This window comes from Streptomyces sp. NPDC101160 (assembly GCF_044768205.1).
Classification (GTDB): domain Bacteria; phylum Actinomycetota; class Actinomycetes; order Streptomycetales; family Streptomycetaceae; genus Streptomyces.
The window spans coordinates 288403-305071 of the sequence record NZ_JBIWPJ010000004.1 but is presented as its reverse complement, the minus strand read 5'-3'; the positions used below and the strand labels follow the sequence as shown (position 1 = coordinate 305071).

Here is a 16669-nt window from a genome sequence, read left to right as displayed (position 1 = left end):
CCGGCCGGGCGGGTTCAGCCCACCAGGCTGCCTCGCCGGGCGGGTTCAGCCCACCAGGCTGTCCCGCCAGGCCCGGTGCAGCCCCGCGTACCGGCCCTCGCCGCCGACCAGTTCGGCCGGCGAGCCGTCCTCCACCACGCGGCCCGCCTCCATCACCAGGACCCGGTCGGCGACCTCCACCGTCGAGAGCCGGTGGGCGATCACCACCGCCGTACGGCCCGCGAGCACCGTGTCCATCGCGCGCTGCACCGCCCGCTCGCCCGGCACGTCGAGCGAGCTCGTCGCCTCGTCCAGGATGAGCACCGCCGGATCGGCGAGCAACGCCCGGGCGAAGGCCACCAGTTGTCGCTGCCCCGCCGAGATGCGGCCGCCGCGCTTGCGTACGTCCGTGTCGTAGCCGTCCGGCAGGCCCGCGATGAAGTCGTGCGCGCCGATCGCCTTCGCCGCCTGCTCGATCTCCGCGCGGGTCGCGTCCGGCCGGCCGATCGCGATGTTCTCGGCGACCGTCCCCGAGAACAGGAACGCCTCCTGCGTCACCATGACCACACCCCGCCGCAGCTCGGGCGTGGCCAGATCGCGCAGGTCCACCCCGTCGAGGAGCACCCGGCCGTCGGTCGGGTCGTAGAAGCGGGCGAGCAGCTTCGCCAGCGTCGACTTGCCCGCGCCGGTCGCGCCGACCACGGCGACCGTCTGGCCGGCCGGGATCGTCAGGTCGAAGCGCGGCAGCACCTCGCCGCCCGTGCGGTACGCGAACCGCACGCCCTCGAAGACCACCTCGCGCCCCGGCGCCGCCCCCGTCCTGGCCGGCAGCTCGCGCGGCGCGGCCGCCTCCGGCACGCCCGGCTCCTGCGCCAACAGCCCGGCGATCTTGGCGAGCGAGGCCGCCGCCGACTCGTACGAGTTGAGGAACATGCCGAGCCGGTCGATCGGGTCGTAGAGCCGCCGCACGTACAGCACGGCCGCGGCGAGCACGCCGAGCTCCAGCGATCCGTGCGCGACGCGCCACGCGCCCCATAGGCACATTCCAGCCACCGCCGTGTTGGCGACGAGCCGGGAACCGACGACATAGCGGGCCATTTCGAGGAGCGCGTCGCCGTTGCTGCGCTCGTGGCGCCGGTTCAGGACCGCGAACTCGGCGTCGTTGACCCGCTCCCGGCGGAACGCCCGCACCGGCCGGATTCCGTTCATCGTCTCCGCGAACTTCACGATCGCCCCGGCGGCCGCCGTGGACCGTTCCGCGAAGACCAGGGCCGAGCGGCGCCGGTAGATCCGTACGAGCAGATACAGCGGCCCGAAGGAGGCCACCGCGACCGCGCCGATGCCCAGGTCGAGCCACAGCAGCACCAGCGAGATCGACACGAAGGAGAGGACGACGGCGATCAGCTCCTGCAGCCCCTCGGAGAGCAGCTCGCGCAGCGACTCCACGTCCGTCGTCGACCGGGAGATCAGCCGGCCGGAGGTGTAGCGCTCGTGGAAGTCGACGCTCAGCACCTGCGCGTGCCGGAAGATCCGCCCGCGCAGGTCGAGCAGCACGTCCTGGTTGACCCGGGCCGCGATCCGGACGAAGGCGTACTGCAGCAGCCCGCCGGCCGCCGCGCACAGCAGGTACCCGACGGCGACCGCGACCAGCGGCCCGTGATCCCCGGCCCGGAAGGCCGGCACGCCCCGGTCGAGCGCGTACGCCACGATCAGCGGCCCCGCCTGCAGCGCCGCCTGCTGCACGAGCAGCACCAGCGCCCCGAGCCCGACCCGCCACCGGTGCGTGGCGAGGAGCGAACGCAGCAGCCGCCCGGTGGCACCGGGAGCGACGGGGAGATCGTCCTGGTCGAAGGGGTCGCCGGGCCCGTCGCCGGCCGTCGGCCCGTCGCCGGCCGCCGCCTGGCCGGCCGGCTCGGCCTGTTCGGCCGCGCCCGGTGAACCGGGCAGGTCGCGGCCGCCGGCCGGCTCACGGTCACTGTCCTGCTCGGCCGCGGCCGGCGTCGGGCGGTCGGCGGGCGCCGACGGCGTCCCCGTGCTCGTGTCCGTCATCGGTCCCGGTCCTCCTCGCGCTCGCCGGACATCAGCCAGGCGTACTCGGCGCTGGTGCGCAGCAGTTCGTGGTGGGTGCCGACGGCCGTGACGCGGCCGCCGGACAGCAGGGCGACCCGGTCGGCGAGCAGCACCGTGGACGGGCGGTGGGCGACGACCAGGGCGGTCGTGTCGCGCAGCACCTCCCGCAGGGCCGCCTCGACGCGGGCCTCCGTGTGGACGTCGAGCGCCGACAACGGGTCGTCCAGGATCAGGAAGCGCGGCCGGCCGACCACCGCGCGGGCCAGCGCGAGCCGCTGCCGCTGGCCACCGGAGAGGCTCAGGCCCTGCTCGCCGACCTCGGTCGCGGCGCCGTCCGGGAGCCGGTCCACGAAGCCGTCGGCCTGGGCGACCTCCAGCGCGCGCCGCAGCTCCGGCTCGGCGGCGTCCGGCCCGGCGCCCATCAGGACGTTCGCGCCGACGGTCGCCGAGAAGAGCGTCGGCTCCTCGAACGCCACCGACACCAGCGACCGCAGCCGCTCCCGCGGCATCAGCGCGATGTCCTCGCCGTCCAGCAGGATCCGCCCGCCGGTGGCCTCGTGCAGCCGCGGTACGAGCGCGGTGAGCGTGGTCTTGCCGGAACCCGTCCCGCCGACGAGCGCCAGCGTCTCGCCGGGCCGGATGTGCAGGTCGACGCCGTCGAGGACGGGCGGCGCGCCGGCCGGGGCGTCCGGGAAACGGAAGCTGACGTTCTCGAACCGCACACCGTCCGCCACGACGTCCCGCGCGATGCCCTCGGGGGCGGCCGGATCCGTCTCCTCCGCCGCGTCCATGACCTCGAAGTACCGCTCCGTCGCCGTCGCCGCCTCCTGGCTCATCGCCAGCAGGAAGCCGATCGACTCCACCGGCCAGCGCAGCGCGAGCGCCGTGGACAGGAACGCCACCAGCGTGCCCGCCGACAGCGTCCCGTCCGCCACCTGCACCGTGCCGAGCACCAGCGCCGAGCCCACGGCCAGCTCCGGCAGCAGCGTGATGACCGCCCAGATCCCGGCGAGCAGCCGGGCCTTGACCAGTTCCGTGCCGCGCAGCCGCTCGGCCAGCGTGCGGAACGCCTCCGCCTGGCTGCGATGGCGCCCGAAGCCCTTGACGATCCGGATGCCGAGCACGCTCTCCTCGACCACCGTCGTCAGATCGCCCACCTGGTCCTGCGCGCGCCGCGCCACCACCGCGTACTTCTTCTCGAAGAGCGAGCTGAGGACCACCAGGGGCGCGGCCGGACCGAGCAGCACCAGGCCGAGCGTCCAGTCCTGGGCGAGCAGCAGCGCGTAACCGGCCAGGATCGTCACGCCGTTGACGAGCAGGAAGGTCAGCGGGAAGGCGAGGAAGAGCCGGACCTGCATCAGGTCGCCCGTCGCGCGCGAGAGCAGCTGGCCGGACGCCCAGCGGTCGTGGAAGGCGATCGGGAGCCGCTGCAGCCGTCCGTAGAGATCGGCCCGCATCGTCGCCTCGACGCCCGCCAGCGGCCGCGCCACCAGCCACCTCCGTATGCCGAACAGGACCGCCTCCGCGATCCCGAGCAGCAGCAGGTACAGGGCGCCGAACCAGACCCCCGCCGTGTCGCCCGCCGCCACCGGACCGTCGACCAGCCACTTCAGCACGAGCGGGATGACGATGGAGAGCAGCGAGGCGACGACCGCGACGACCGCGGCCGTGCACAGGCGGGCGCGCACCGGTACGACGTACGGCCAGAGCCGCAGCAGCGTACGGGTGGTGGAGCGGCCGGCGGCCGCGTTCTTGGTGGGTACATGTTCTGAGGGCATCAGGGCCGAGCCTAAGGTTCACCCCTGACATCGCTCATGTGGTTTTCCGGCCACCGACCGGAGCCGCCGGCGACCGAGCCGTGGACGGCCCGCCGGTCGTAGCCGCCATCAACCGATCGGTTGATCGCGGACCGAGCGCGATGGCCGATACCGCCGGCCGGCCGCGCGGCCGAACCTTGAGCCATGCCCATGATCGAGGTTCAGGACCTGCAGAAGTCCTACGGCGAGCGCAAGGCCGTCGACGGCGTCACGTTCACGGTCGAGGAAGGGGAGATCTTCGGCATCCTCGGCCCCAACGGCGCCGGCAAGACCACCACCGTCGAGTGCGTCGCCGGACTGCGCGTCCCCGACGCCGGCACCGTCCGGGTCGCCGGGCTCGACCCCGTCACCCGGCACGCCGAGGTCACCCGGCTGCTCGGCGTCCAGCTCCAGCAGAGCGCACTCCAGCCCAAGCTCACCGTCCGCGAGGCGCTCGAACTGTACGCCTCCTTCCACGAGCGGCCCGCCGACTGGCGGGTCCTGGCCGAACGGCTCGGCCTCACCGCACAGTTGGGGAAGCGGTACGGCAAGCTGTCCGGCGGACAGCAGCAGCGCCTCTTCATCGCCCTCGCCCTCGTCGGCAACCCGCGCGCGGTGATCCTCGACGAGCTCACCACCGGCCTCGACCCGCGGGCCTGCCGCGACACCTGGGCGCTCGTCGAGTCCGTACGGGACAGCGGCGTGACCGTCCTCCTCGTCACCCACTTCATGGAGGAGGCCCAGCGGCTGTGCGACCGGATCGCCGTCATCGACCGCGGCCGGGTCACCGCCCTCGACACCCCCGCCGGGCTCATCCGCCGGGCCGGGGCCGCCAAGTCCGTCTCGTACGAGGACGACGGACGCGACGCAGGCATCGACCGGGCCGAACTCCTCGCCCTGCCCGGCGCCACCAACGTGCACACCCAGGGCGGCCGGACCGTCGTCACCGGCACCGACGCCACCGTCGACGCCTTCGTCCAACTGCTCGCCCGCCGCGGCCTCACCGCCCGCGGCCTGCGCGTCACCGACGCGACCCTCGACGACGCCTACCTCGACCTGACCGGAGCCGACCAGTGACCACCGCGACGCCCATGACCCCGCCCACCGCCCACGCCGCCCCGCGCAGCCGCCCCGCCATCACCCTCCTGCGGACCGAACTCCGCCTCTTCGGCCGCGAACCCGGCGCCCTGTTCTGGGTGATGATCGCGCCCACCCTGCTCCTGGTGATCCTCGGCAGCATCCCGTCCTTCCGCGAGCCGAGCGCCGACTACGGCGGCGCCCGGGTCATCGACTACTACGTCCCCGTCGCCGTCCTCTTCGCCCTGATCACGGCCGGCCTCCAGGCCATGCCGCCGGCCCTCACCGGCTACCGCGAGAACGGCATCCTGCGCCGCCTGTCCACCACCCCGGTCCGCCCCCGCGCCCTGCTCGGCGCCCAGCTCGCCCTGAACGGCGCCGCCTCGCTGGTCTCCGCGCTGCTCGTGATCGCCACCGGCCGGATCGCCTTCGACGTCGCCCTGCCCGGCAACCTCCCCGGCTACGCCCTCGCGCTCTTCCTCGCCGCCTCCGGCACCCTCGCGCTCGGCGCGGCGGTCTGCGCGGTCTCCCGCACCCAGAAGATGTCCCAGGCGGTCGGCTCGGCCGTCTACTTCCCCAGCATGTTCACGGCGGGTGTCTGGCTGCCGGTCCAGGGCATGCCGGATACGCTGCGCGGGATCGTCGAGTACACGCCGTGCGGCGCCGCCTCCCGGGCGCTCGACGCGGCCGCCGCGGGTGACTGGCCCGCCTGGAGCGCGCTCGGGGTGATGGCCCTGTGGGCGGTGCTGCTCACCGGGGCGGCGGTCCGCTGGTTCCGCTGGGAGTGACGTACATGAGGGGCGAAGTGACCACGACCACGAGCGGCAGCACCGGCACGGCCACGGGCACGGCCACGGGCACGACGCCGGTCGAGGCACGCTGGCGGCAGTTCTTCCGCTGGGGGCCGTACGTGCTGCTCGCCATCGCCACGGTCCTCGCCGCCGCCACGGCCGACCAGGTCCCGTACAGCCCGCGCCCGCTCGTCGCCGCCGCGCTCGTCGCAGCGGTCTTCACCCTTCAGCTGTGGTGGACCCTCCACCAGCGGGGGCTGCCCGACCCGGAGCCGGTGGAACCCCGCCCCGGCCAGGCGATCGTCCACCTCGTGCCGGGCGCTCCTGGCGCCGCCTCCACCTGCTACTTCGTGCTCCGCACCGCCCTCGCGTTCGCGCTCACCTGGGTCAACCCCTTCTTCGCCGTCTTCGCGTGCATGGGCTACTTCGACGCCTACCACCTGCTTCCGCCGCGGCCGGTCCCGGGCCGGGCCGGACTGCTCGCCGTCGCGCTCACCCTCGCCGGATCCCAGTCCGGCGGCCTGCCGCCCCGCTCGGCGCTCCAGTGGGTCGCGTTCGGCGGGCTGTTCGTCATCAACGCCTGCCTCGCCCTCGGCCTCGCCCACCTCGGCCAGAAGGAGGCCGAGAAGGCCGCCGCCCTCGCCCGTACCAACGCCCGACTGGAGCAGGCCCTCGCCGAGAACGCCGCCCTCCAGGCCCAGCTCCTCGTGCAGGCCCGCGAGGCGGGCGTCGCCGACGAGCGGCGGCGGCTCGCCGCCGAGATCCACGACACCATCGCGCAGGGCCTCACCGGCGTCATCGCCCAGCTCCAGGTGGTCTCCATGACCACCGACCCCGCACTCGCCCGGGTCCACCTGGGGCGCGCCGCCGACCTCGCCCGGCACAGCCTCGGCGAGGCCCGCCGCTCCGTGCAGAACCTCAGCCCGGTCGCCCTGGAACACGACACCCTGCCCGAGGCGCTGAAGAAGACCGTCGCGGCCTGGTCCGAACGCACCGGAATCACCGCCCGGTTCACCGTCACCGGCACCGTGCGCCCGCTGCACGACGAGATCGCCGCCACCCTTCTGCGGATCGCCCAGGAAGCGCTGGCCAACGCCGAGCGCCACTCGGGCGCCGCCCGCGCCGGCGTCACCCTCTCCTACATGGGCGACGAGATCACCCTCGACGTCCGCGACGACGGCCAGGGCTTCGACCCGGCCGCCGTCCCCGCCCGGTCCCGGGCCGGCGGCTTCGGCCTCGACGGGATGCGCGCCCGGGCCGAACGGCTCGCCGGACACCTCACGTTGGAGACCGAACCCGGTCACGGCACCGCCGTCAGCGCTCGCGTACCGTTGGGTCCCGATGAGCGCCATGTCTGAGATCACCCTCCTCCTCGTGGACGACCACCCCGTGGTCCGCGACGGCCTGCGCGGCATGTTCGAGGCCGACCCCGCCTTCCGGGTCCTCGGCGAGGCGTCGAACGGGGTCGAGGGCGTCGAGCTCGCCGAGCGCCTCGATCCGGACGTCGTCCTGATGGACCTGCGCATGCCCGGTGGCGGCGGCGTCGACGCCATCGCCGAGCTCGCCCGGCGCGGCGCCCGCGCCCGGGTCCTCGTCCTCACCACGTACGACACGGACACCGACACCCTGCCCGCCATCGAGGCCGGCGCCACCGGCTACCTCCTCAAGGACGCGCCGCGCGAGGAACTGTTCGCCGCCGTCCGGGCCGCCGCCGAGGGCCGCACCGTGCTCTCCCCGGCCGTCGCGAGCCGTCTCGTCTCCCGGGTCCGCACCCCCGCCCCGCCCGCCGACGAGTCGCTCTCCGCCCGCGAGCGCGAGGTCCTCGAACTCGTCGCCAAGGGCACCTCCAACCGCGAGATCGCCGCCGAGCTGTTCATCAGCGAGGCCACCGTGAAGACCCATCTCACCCACATCTTCGGCAAGCTCGGCGCCAAGGACCGCGCCGCGGCGGTCGCCGTCGGCTACGAGCGGGGCATTCTCGGTCGCAGCGGCTGAAGCCCGTCCCGTAGGATCACCGGCCATTGATCCTGGGGTGGGAATGAGGAACACAAGGGTGGGAACCACACACAGTCTTCGGAAGGGTGCCGCGGCCGCTCTGCTGCCGCTGCTGCTGACGGCGCTCTCGGCGTGCCAGTCCGGGGGCACCGGGGACGCCAAGGCGAGCCCGTCACCCTCGGGGACGCCGGTCTTCGACGGACGGCTCGACGGCCAGCTCGCGGCGGCCACCCGGGCGACCACAGCGGCCGGCTCGTCCGCCTTCACCTGGACGCTCAGCTACGGCTCCGCCAAGGGCACGGCGGTGGACCGCACGACCGGCACGCAGGACTACGCGAAGGACACCGCCCAGGCCGAGCGCGTCCTCGACATCCCGCGCCGCTTTCCCGAGGACGCCGCCACCGACCTCGGCGGCCGGCCCGGCGGGAAGCCGGTGGCCGAGGCGTACGAGATCAAGGGCAACCACGTCGACTACCGGACTCGGCAGGGCGGCTGGCTGCGCTACTCCTCGCAGGCCTCCATGGACGTCGTCGACCACTTCGGCCCCGTCCTCGCGCGGGCCGGTGACGCCGCCCCGTTCGGCGGGACCCTCGCCGAGGTGGTGCGTAACTCCTACGCCAAGAAACAGCCCGTCAAGGGCGCCGACGGCAGCCGCACCTACGCACTGAGCATCCCCTCGCAGACAGCCAACGATGCCCTGCCGACGAGCCTCGCGGCCTCGTCGACGTACGGCAACAGCAGCGAGAGCATCGCGCTGACCGTCGTCCTCGACGGTCAGGGCCGGCTCCTCCGTGCCAGCGCCGACTACACGCCCCTGCTGAAGCCGCTGCACCAGGACGGCGTCCTCAAGGGCGTCACCTCCCTCAAGGCCGACTACGTCCTCACCGGCCTCGGCAGCACCACCGTCCCCGCCCCGGCCGCCGGGAAGAGCGGCAGACTGGAGGACGCCGAGAAGGCCCTCACCCCGCTCCATGCGCTGAGGCCCGGCGCCTGCGGCTCCGCCGACACCGGCCTCGCCGGCAGCCTCGACCTGGTCCGCGCCGTCCCCTGCGGGAGCGACGCCGACCTGCGGGTCTTCGGCCAGGTGAAGATCAAGGAGAGCATCGAGGGCAACCCGACCGGCGTCGCCGACAAGAAGGCCGGCGAGCGCTGCGGCAGCAGGTTCGACTCCGCGCCGGCCGCCTGGGTGCGCGACGCGCGTCCGGCCGGCACGTACTACACCTACGGCGCCGGCTCCTCCAGCTCCTCCTACACCGGACCGGACGTCGACATCGAGGGCGACTTCACCTGCTACGTCGTGACCTCCGGCCGGGTCTAGCTCCTCACCCGCAGCAGCACCACCGACCGCTCCGCCACCGTGAGCCTCTCCCCGCCCGGGTGCACCGTGCCCGGCGGGCCGGACTGGTCCTCCAGGGCGGTGTCGACGACCAGTTCGTACGACTCCGCCCACGGCGGGCCCGGCAGCCGGAAGCGCACCGGGCGCGGTCCGGCGTGCAGCACCGCGAGGAAGCTGTCGTCGAGGACCTGCTCGCCGCGGGCGTCCCGGCCCGGTATGTCACGGCCCGACAGGTACAGGCCGAGCGTGGCGGCGGGCGCGTACCAGTCCCGCTCGGTCATCTCGGTGCCCTCGGTGGTGAACCAGGCCAGGTCCCGCAGCCCGTCCGCGCCCTGCGGCCGGCCGGAGAAGAAGGCGCCGCGGCGCAGCACCGGATGCCGGTGCCGCAGCGCGAGCAGCCGCCGGGTCAGCGCGAGGAGCTGGGCGCGGCCCGGTTCCTCGGGCAGCGTCCAGTCGAGCCAGCCGATCTCGTTGTCCTGGCAGTAGGCGTTGTTGTTGCCGCCCTGGGTGCGGCCCATCTCGTCGCCCGCGACCAGCATCGGCACGCCGGTGGAGAGCAGCAGCGTGGTCAGCAGGTTGCGGGACTGGCGGCGGCGCAGGGCGCCCACCGCCGGGTCGTCGGTCTCGCCCTCCACGCCACAGTTCCAGGACCGGTTGTCGTGGGTGCCGTCCCGGTTGCCCTCGCCGTTGGCCTCGTTGTGCTTGCGTTCGTACGTGACGAGGTCGCGGAGCGTGAAGCCGTCGTGCGCGGTGACGAAGTTGACCGAGGCGTACGGGCGCCGGCCGCCCCACGCGTACAGGTCGCTGGAGCCGGAGAGCCGGTAGCCGAGGTCGCGCACGTCCGGCAGCGCGCCGCGCCAGAAGTCCCGGACCGCGTCGCGGTAGCGGTCGTTCCACTCGGTCCACAGCGGCGGGAAGGCGCCCACCTGGTAGCCGCCGTTGCCGACGTCCCACGGCTCGGCGATCAGCTTCACCCGGCGCAGCACCGGGTCCTGGGCGATGACCGCGAGGAACGGCGAGAGCATGTCGACGTCGTGCATCGAGCGCGCGAGCGCCGCGGCGAGGTCGAAGCGGAAGCCGTCCACGCCCATCTCTGTGACCCAGTAGCGCAGGCTGTCGGTGATGAGCCGCAGCACCTGCGGCTGCACCACGTGCAGGGTGTTGCCGCAGCCGGTGTAGTCGGCGTAGCGGCGGGCGTCCGACTGGAGCCGGTAGTAGCCGCGGTTGTCGATGCCCTTCAGGGACAGCGTGGGGCCGAGCTCCCCGGCCTCCGCGGTGTGGTTGTAGACGACGTCGAGGATCACCTCGATCCCGGCCGCGTGCAGCGCCCGCACCATCCGCTTGAACTCGCCGACCTGCTGCCCGGTGGTGCCGGACGAGGAGTAGCCGGCGTGCGGGGCGAAGTAGCCGATCGAGTTGTAGCCCCAGTAGTTGGACAGCCCGCGCCGCAGCAGATGGTCCTCGTGCGCGAACTGGTGCACGGGCAGGAGCTCGACCGCCGTCACCCCGAGCCGTACGAGGTGCTCGACGGCCGCCGGGTGCGCGAGGCCCGCGTAGGTGCCGCGCAGGTGCTCGGGGATGCCCGGGTGGCGCATGGTGAAGCCGCGGACGTGCAGCTCGTAGATGACCGAGTCCGGCCAGGGCGTCTTGGGCCGGCGGTCGTCGGACCAGTCGTCGTCGTCCTGGACGACGACGCCCTTGGGTACGTACGGGGCGGAGTCCCGCTCGTCGCGGACGGTGTCGGCGACATGCTGCTGCGGCCAGTCGCGGACGTGGCCGTACACCTCCGGCGGCAGCGTGAAGTCGCCGTCGACGGCCCGCGCGTACGGGTCGAGGAGCAGCTTCGCCGGGTTCCAGCGGGCTCCGGTCCACGGGTCCCAGCGGCCGTGCACCCGGTAGCCGTACCGCTGCCCGGGGCCGATGCCGGGCACGAAGCCGTGCCAGATCTCATGGGTCAGCTCGGTCAGCGGCAGCCGGGTCTCCGTGCCGTCCGGCGCGAACAGACACAGCTCCACCGCCTCCGCCCCGCCCGCCCACAGCGCGAAGTTGGTGCCCATGACCCCGTCCGGTCCGACCCGGACCCGGGCGCCCAGCGGCGTCGGCGCCCCCGGCCACACCACCGGCACCCGTGGCTCGTGGGCACGCTGACGTACCGCCTCCTGCTCGGCTGCGCTCGACACCGTCCGGCCTCCCGCGGCTCTCGTACGGCGCAGGGCGGCGTCCCGGCCGCGGCTCCCCGTACGTCCTCCCGACTGTTCTGCCCGGTCGGCCCCGCTCCCAACATGCCGCGCACGCACGTTTCCCCTGGAGGGGCGCCGTCGTTGGGCCGGGCGTGAGACATGTGATGAAGCGGGCGGGGCTCGCGCTCGCCGTGGCGGGCCTGCTCGCGGGCCTCGCGGGCTGCAGCGGAACGGACGGCGGCGGGGGCGGCGGCCTGTTCGACGGGCCCCTGCCCGGAAAGGCCCGGGCGCCGGGCGATGTGATCCGGGTGAGCCCGGAGGACGGCAGCCGCGGGGTGCTCGCCGGGGACCCGGTGGAGATCTCGGTCGACAGCGGACGCCTCGAGCGGGTGACGGTGGTCCAGGTGGAGGACGCGCAGCGCACCGAGCTCGCGGGGGAGATCTCCACGGACGGGATGCACTGGCGGCCCCGGCCCGGCACCCGGCTCACGCTCGCCGCCAAGTACAGCGTCGACGCGGTCGCCCTGGACGGGTACGGCCGCCGCTCGGCCCGGCACACCACCTTCACCACCGTCGTCCCCGAGCACCGCTTCATCGGCTACTTCAAGCCGGAGAACCGCTCCACGGTCGGCGTCGGCATGATCGTCTCCTTCTCCTTCAACCGGGAGATCGAGAACCGCGCCGAGGTCGAGCGGGCCATCAGCGTGACCTCCGACCCGCCCGTGGAGGTCGTCGGCCACTGGTTCGGCAAGGACCGGCTCGACTTCCGTCCCGCCGCGTACTGGCAGCCGGGCACCCGGGTCACCGTCGACCTCCGGCTGCGCGACGTCGAGGGCGCGCCGGGCGTCTACGGGATCCAGCGCAAGACCGTCGGCTTCACCGTCGGCCGCTCGCAGGTCTCCCGCGTCGACGCCGAGAAGCACACGATGGACATCGTGCGCGACGGCGAGCCGCTCACCACGCTGCCGATCACCGCGGGCGCGCCGAAGACCACCACGTACAACGGGAAGATGGTGGTCACGGAGCTGTTCGACGTGACGCGGATGGACGGGCGGACGGTCGGCTTCGGCGGCGAGTACGACATCAAGGACGTGCCGCACGCGATGCGGCTCACCGACTCGGGCACCTTCCTGCACGGCAACTACTGGGCCTCGGCGGACACCTTCGGCTCGGCGAACGTCAGCCACGGCTGCGTCGGCCTGCGGGACGTGAAGGGCGGCGGCGCGGACACCCCGGCCGGCTGGTTCTTCGACCGGACGCTGATCGGCGACGTGATCGAGGTCGTCAACTCGCGCGACAAGCAGGTCGCCCCGGACAACGGGCTCGGCGGCTGGAACGTGGAGTGGAGCCGCTGGAAGGAGGGCTCGGCCCTGAGCTGAGGCTTTCTCCGGCGGTTCGGCGCCGAACTGAGGGGGCGGCTTCCGCTCTACCACGCCAACTGCGACTGAACGGTGACATTCACGAGGAACTTTCGTGTCCCACGGTGTGATTATCTAACGCCGTGTGCGCGGAAGGATGCGCACGGGGGTGGGGCCCTGGCAGTGCCGGGTCGTGCGAGGGGAGAGATCCATAGTGAACGGGCAGCCGATATCCGGGGCGACCGCGGGACGACGGCGGCGCAGCGCCCGCCTGGGCGCCCTGGCGACGGGGACGCTGCTCCTCGTCCTGACGGCGTGCGGCGGCGGTGCCACCGGCGGCGGCAAGGGGAGCCAGGACCCGGCGGGCAGCGCCGGCGGCAAGCAGGAGAACGCGGCCTCGCAGGCGGTCGTCAACGTCGCCCCGAAGGACGGCGCGGACTCCGTCGCCACCAGCGGCGCGCTGAAGGTGACGGCCGACCAGGGCAAGCTGACCACGGTCACGGTCGCCGACTCCGAGGGCAACAAGGTCGACGGCAAGATCTCCGCCGACGGTGCCAGCTGGGAGCCGACCTCGCACCTGTCCGCGAGCACCCAGTACAAGGTGCACGCGATCGCCCAGGACTCCGACGGCCGTGAGTCGGCGAAGGACACCACCTTCACCACGCTCGTCCCGAAGAACACCTTCATCGGCCACTACACGCCGGAGAACGGCGAGACCGTCGGCGTCGGCATGCCGGTCTCCATCAACTTCACCCGGGGCATCACCGACCCGGAGGCCGTGGAGCGCGCCATCAAGGTGACGGCCGTGCCGTCCGTGCCGATCGAGGGCCACTGGTTCGGCAACGACCGCCTCGACTTCCGTCCGGAGAACTACTGGGCCGCCGGCACCAAGGTGACCGTGCAGCTCAACCTCGACGGCGTCGAGGGCCGGCCGGGCGTCTACGGCAAGCAGAAGAAGACCTTCTCCTTCACCATCGGCCGCCGCCAGGTCTCCACGGTGGACGCCTCCGCGCACACCATGAAGGTCGAGCGCGACGGCAAGATCATCAAGACCATCCCGATCAGTGCGGGCGCGCCGTCCACGACGACGTACAACGGCCAGATGGTCATCAGCGAGAAGTACAAGGTGACCCGCATGAACGGCGCCACCGTGGGCTTCGGCGGCGAGTACGACATCAAGGACGTGCCGCACGCGATGCGCCTGTCCAGCTCCGGCACCTTCGTGCACGGCAACTACTGGGGTTCCCCGGGCATCTTCGGCAACACCAACACCAGCCACGGCTGCGTCGGTCTGCGCGACGCCCGCGGCGCGGGTGACAGCTCGACCCCGGCGGCCTGGTTCTACGACCGCTCGCTCATCGGTGACGTCGTCATCGTGAAGAACTCGAAGGACAAGCAGATCCAGCCGGACAACGGCCTCAACGGCTGGAACATGTCCTGGTCGGAGTGGAAGGCGTAAGCCTCGTCCCGAACGAGCCGACAGGGCCCCGGTGCTGTACGGGACTTTTCGGGGGATACCCCCAAACCCCCGACCGCACCGGGGCCCTTCCCGTTAACGGCGGCTAACCTTCGGACCATGACTGTGAACCTCGAAGTCGCCGAAGGCGTCGGCACGATCCGCCTCGACCGTCCTCCGATGAACGCCCTGGACATCGCCACCCAGGACCGGCTGCGCGAGCTGGCCCAGGAGGTGACCGACCGCGACGACGTCCGCGCGGTCGTCCTCTACGGCGGCGAGAAGGTGTTCGCGGCCGGCGCGGACATCAAGGAGATGCAGGTCATGGACCACGTGGCCATGGTCAAGCGGTCCCGCGCGCTGCAGGACTCCTTCACGGCGATCGCCCGCGTCCCGAAGCCCGTCGTCGCGGCCGTCACAGGCTACGCGCTGGGCGGCGGCTGCGAGCTGGCGCTGTGCGCCGACTACCGGATCGCGGCGGACAACGCCAAGCTCGGCCAGCCCGAGATCCTGCTCGGCCTCATCCCGGGCGCCGGCGGCACCCAGCGGCTCTCCCGCCTCATCGGCCCCTCGAAGGCCAAGGACCTCATCTTCACCGGCCGCATGGTGAAGGCCGACGAGGCGCTCCAGCTCGGCCTGGTCGACCGGGTCGTCCCGGCCGCCGAGGTGTACGAGCAGGCGCACGCCTGGGCCGCGAAGCTCGCCCAGGGCCCGGCCGTCGCGCTGCGGGCCGCCAAGGAGGCGATCGACCAGGGTCTGGAGGCGGACATCGACACCGGCCTCGCCATCGAACGCACCTGGTTCGCGGGGCTGTTCGCGACGGAGGACCGGGAGCGCGGGATGCGCAGCTTCGTCGAGGAGGGTCCGGGCAAGGCCAAGTTCGTCTGAGCCCGACCGTCTTGGGACGGTCTTTCGACTGACTTTGGCATATGCCTCCGTCAGTCTCGTGGAATTGTCGATTCCGGGGGATCGATTCCCCCGGAACGGCCCCGCGGGCGGCTCCGTGCGGCCATGATGGGGGCATGGCGGGCCTGGAGGGTACGGAACAACCGCGGCAGCGTGGCGGTGCGACCGCCGCACGGTGGGTGCCGGGCGCCGAGGAGGAACCGGCCCCGGACGCGCAGGACTTGGCGACCGAGGCGCTGGCGACGTACGGCAACCCGGCCGAGGAGGACGTCCGGCTGCCGTCCCGCCCCGAGTCCGCCGCGGTCGCCCGCCGGCTCACCCAGTGGGTGGTGCTGCGCCACTGGAAGCTGAACCCGCAGATCGCCGAGCACGCGGTGCTGCTCGTCTCCGAACTCGTCGGCAACGCGGTCCGGCACACCGGGGCCCGGGTCTTCGCGCTGCGGATGCTGCGCCGCCGCGGCTGGATCCGGATCGAGGTCCGCGACCCCTCGCGCGGGCTGCCCTGTCTGATGCCGGTGCACGAGCTGGACACCAGCGGCCGCGGCCTCTTCCTCGTCGACAAGCTCTCCGACCGCTGGGGGGTCGACCTGGCGCCGCGCGGCAAGACCACCTGGTTCGAGATGCGGGTTCTGGATCGCTAGGTCCTGTCCCACGGGCATCGGAGACCCGCCCGGAGGTGCGTCACCCTGCCCTGACTCCGTTCGGCTTCGTGGCCGCGCACGCCGCCACGGCCTGTGCCTCAATGGGCGGAGGACGAGCGAGGAGTGAGTCAGCGATGACCGGATGCAGCTTCTGCATCGGGGGCAATCCCCCGATGACGCCCATGATGGTGGCCGACGAGGACGCGCCGGAGGAAGACCCGATGCGCGCCGAACGGACCACGCCGCTCCCGTTCGGGTTCGGCGTTCTGGTCGGCACGAAGGGCGTCGCGATCGACCCCACCGACGAACAGGTCCCGTGGCCTTTCGCGACCCCGACCGGATGCGGTTCCTGAAGTCGAGCATGTGGTCACCCTTTCGACCCGACCCCTGAGAGTGGCGCTGCCCCTGGGGTACGGCGCCCTGTACAACCACGCCGACGGCCCCAACGCGAACTGGTCCGTGGACCGGGCGGCCGCCGTGATGGAAGTCGAGGCCCGCCGGGACATCGCTCCCGGCGAGGAGATCCTCATGTACTACGGCAGCGAGTTCTCTGCCGAACAACAGGCCCGGACGGCCGCAGGAGGAGGTTCCACCCGTGAAGACCGAGAAGCTCGGCTATGACGACATCGTGCGGATGCTGCAGGACAGGCCCGAACGGACGAGGACGTTCGAGGTCGAGGCCGGAGTCATCGAGCGGCTTCCGCTCGACACCCCGGCGTCCCTCCGTCCCATGAGCGACGAAGAGGTCCAGGAACTGGCCGACTACCTGGACGCCTCCCCCTCCTCCCTGCGAGGGCCGTTCCGGGTCGTGGACCACACCTGCTCCTACTGCGGCCGCGCCACCACCTTCCTGGACTTCGTCAAGACGGCGGTCGACGCCAAGCAGCACGACCGCGCCCAGGTGCGGGCCGTGCTCACCGACGCCGAGGCCGCCTGGGTCACCGTCCGCGGCACGGACGGCGGCCGCCCCGTGCTGTGCGCCAACTGCGACCAGGACCTGCCCCTGGGCCAGCTCAACGGGGGCGGCGGCGAGTACTCCGAGTACTCGTCGAGCTCGTACGCGTACGCCTGAAAGGGAGAGCGA

General features: G+C 72.8%; 15 protein-coding genes. 12 read left to right on the top strand and 3 right to left on the bottom strand.

Translation table 11 applies throughout. From position 1 onward, the window contains the following. Window positions 1-45: 45 nt before the first annotated feature. Window positions 46-2028, bottom strand: a complete 1983-nt coding sequence (locus ACIRSU_RS14435; RefSeq protein ID WP_403791915.1) for an ABC transporter ATP-binding protein — start codon at window positions 2026-2028, stop codon at window positions 46-48. Next, window positions 2025-3827 (bottom strand): ABC transporter ATP-binding protein, encoded by a 1803-nt coding sequence (locus tag ACIRSU_RS14430; protein WP_403791914.1) that lies wholly within the window; start codon window positions 3825-3827, stop codon window positions 2025-2027. The genes ACIRSU_RS14435 and ACIRSU_RS14430 overlap by 4 nt, the downstream gene beginning before the upstream one ends. A 183-nt stretch (window positions 3828-4010) precedes the next feature. Here ACIRSU_RS14430 and ACIRSU_RS14425 point away from each other — a divergent pair, with 183 nt between their 5' ends. From ACIRSU_RS14425 to ACIRSU_RS14405, 5 genes are read left to right on the top strand one after another with little or no spacing between them, the layout of a single operon-like run. Then, entirely contained in the window at window positions 4011-4922 is a 912-nt protein-coding gene (locus ACIRSU_RS14425) for an ABC transporter ATP-binding protein (RefSeq protein ID WP_403791912.1), read from the top strand. Window positions 4923-4936: 14 nt separating this feature from the next. Further along, on the top strand, window positions 4937-5710 hold the full coding sequence (locus ACIRSU_RS14420) for an ABC transporter permease (RefSeq protein WP_403792564.1): 774 nt from the start codon (window positions 4937-4939) through the stop codon (window positions 5708-5710). Window positions 5711-5715: 5 nt separating this feature from the next. Beyond that, window positions 5716-7071 carry a sensor histidine kinase gene (locus tag ACIRSU_RS14415; protein ID WP_403791910.1) on the top strand — a complete coding sequence of 452 codons (1356 nt, stop codon included), beginning with the start codon at window positions 5716-5718 and terminating at the stop codon, window positions 7069-7071. After that, entirely contained in the window at window positions 7064-7708 is a 645-nt protein-coding gene (locus ACIRSU_RS14410) for a response regulator (RefSeq protein ID WP_403792562.1), read from the top strand. The genes ACIRSU_RS14415 and ACIRSU_RS14410 overlap by 8 nt, the downstream gene beginning before the upstream one ends. Window positions 7709-7766: 58 nt before the next feature. After that, window positions 7767-9026, top strand: coding sequence for a hypothetical protein (locus ACIRSU_RS14405; protein ID WP_403791908.1), 1260 nt, complete (start codon window positions 7767-7769; stop codon window positions 9024-9026). Here ACIRSU_RS14405 and glgX read toward each other — a convergent pair. Beyond that, entirely contained in the window at window positions 9023-11224 is a 2202-nt protein-coding gene (glgX, locus tag ACIRSU_RS14400; RefSeq protein WP_403791907.1) for a glycogen debranching protein GlgX, read from the bottom strand. The two genes, ACIRSU_RS14405 and glgX, sit on opposite strands and share 4 nt — an antisense overlap. A gap of 152 nt (window positions 11225-11376) precedes the next feature. On the opposite strand from glgX, the gene ACIRSU_RS14395 reads away from it, so the two are divergent. From ACIRSU_RS14395 to ACIRSU_RS14365, 7 genes are all read left to right on the top strand, one after another. Beyond that, entirely contained in the window at window positions 11377-12603 is a 1227-nt protein-coding gene (locus ACIRSU_RS14395; protein ID WP_403791905.1) for an Ig-like domain-containing protein, read from the top strand. Window positions 12604-12796: 193 nt separating this feature from the next. Beyond that, window positions 12797-14041, top strand: a complete 1245-nt coding sequence (locus ACIRSU_RS14390) for an Ig-like domain-containing protein (protein WP_403791903.1) — start codon at window positions 12797-12799, stop codon at window positions 14039-14041. Window positions 14042-14158: 117 nt separating this feature from the next. After that, entirely contained in the window at window positions 14159-14926 is a 768-nt protein-coding gene (locus tag ACIRSU_RS14385) for an enoyl-CoA hydratase/isomerase family protein (protein WP_403791902.1), read from the top strand. A gap of 134 nt (window positions 14927-15060) precedes the next feature. Continuing rightward, complete coding sequence (locus ACIRSU_RS14380) at window positions 15061-15585, top strand: ATP-binding protein (protein WP_403791900.1); 525 nt, start codon at window positions 15061-15063, stop codon at window positions 15583-15585. A gap of 182 nt (window positions 15586-15767) precedes the next feature. Continuing rightward, window positions 15768-15938 (top strand): hypothetical protein, encoded by a 171-nt coding sequence (locus ACIRSU_RS14375; RefSeq protein ID WP_403791898.1) that lies wholly within the window; start codon window positions 15768-15770, stop codon window positions 15936-15938. Window positions 15939-15948: 10 nt separating this feature from the next. Beyond that, on the top strand, window positions 15949-16206 hold the full coding sequence (locus ACIRSU_RS14370; protein ID WP_403791896.1) for an SET domain-containing protein-lysine N-methyltransferase: 258 nt from the start codon (window positions 15949-15951) through the stop codon (window positions 16204-16206). Further along, the gene (locus ACIRSU_RS14365) at window positions 16181-16657 is read left to right on the top strand and encodes a hypothetical protein (RefSeq protein ID WP_403791894.1); all 477 of its coding nucleotides are present in this window, start codon (window positions 16181-16183) and stop codon (window positions 16655-16657) included. Before ACIRSU_RS14370 ends, ACIRSU_RS14365 begins: the two co-directional genes overlap by 26 nt. The last annotated feature ends 12 nt before the right edge of the window (window positions 16658-16669 follow it).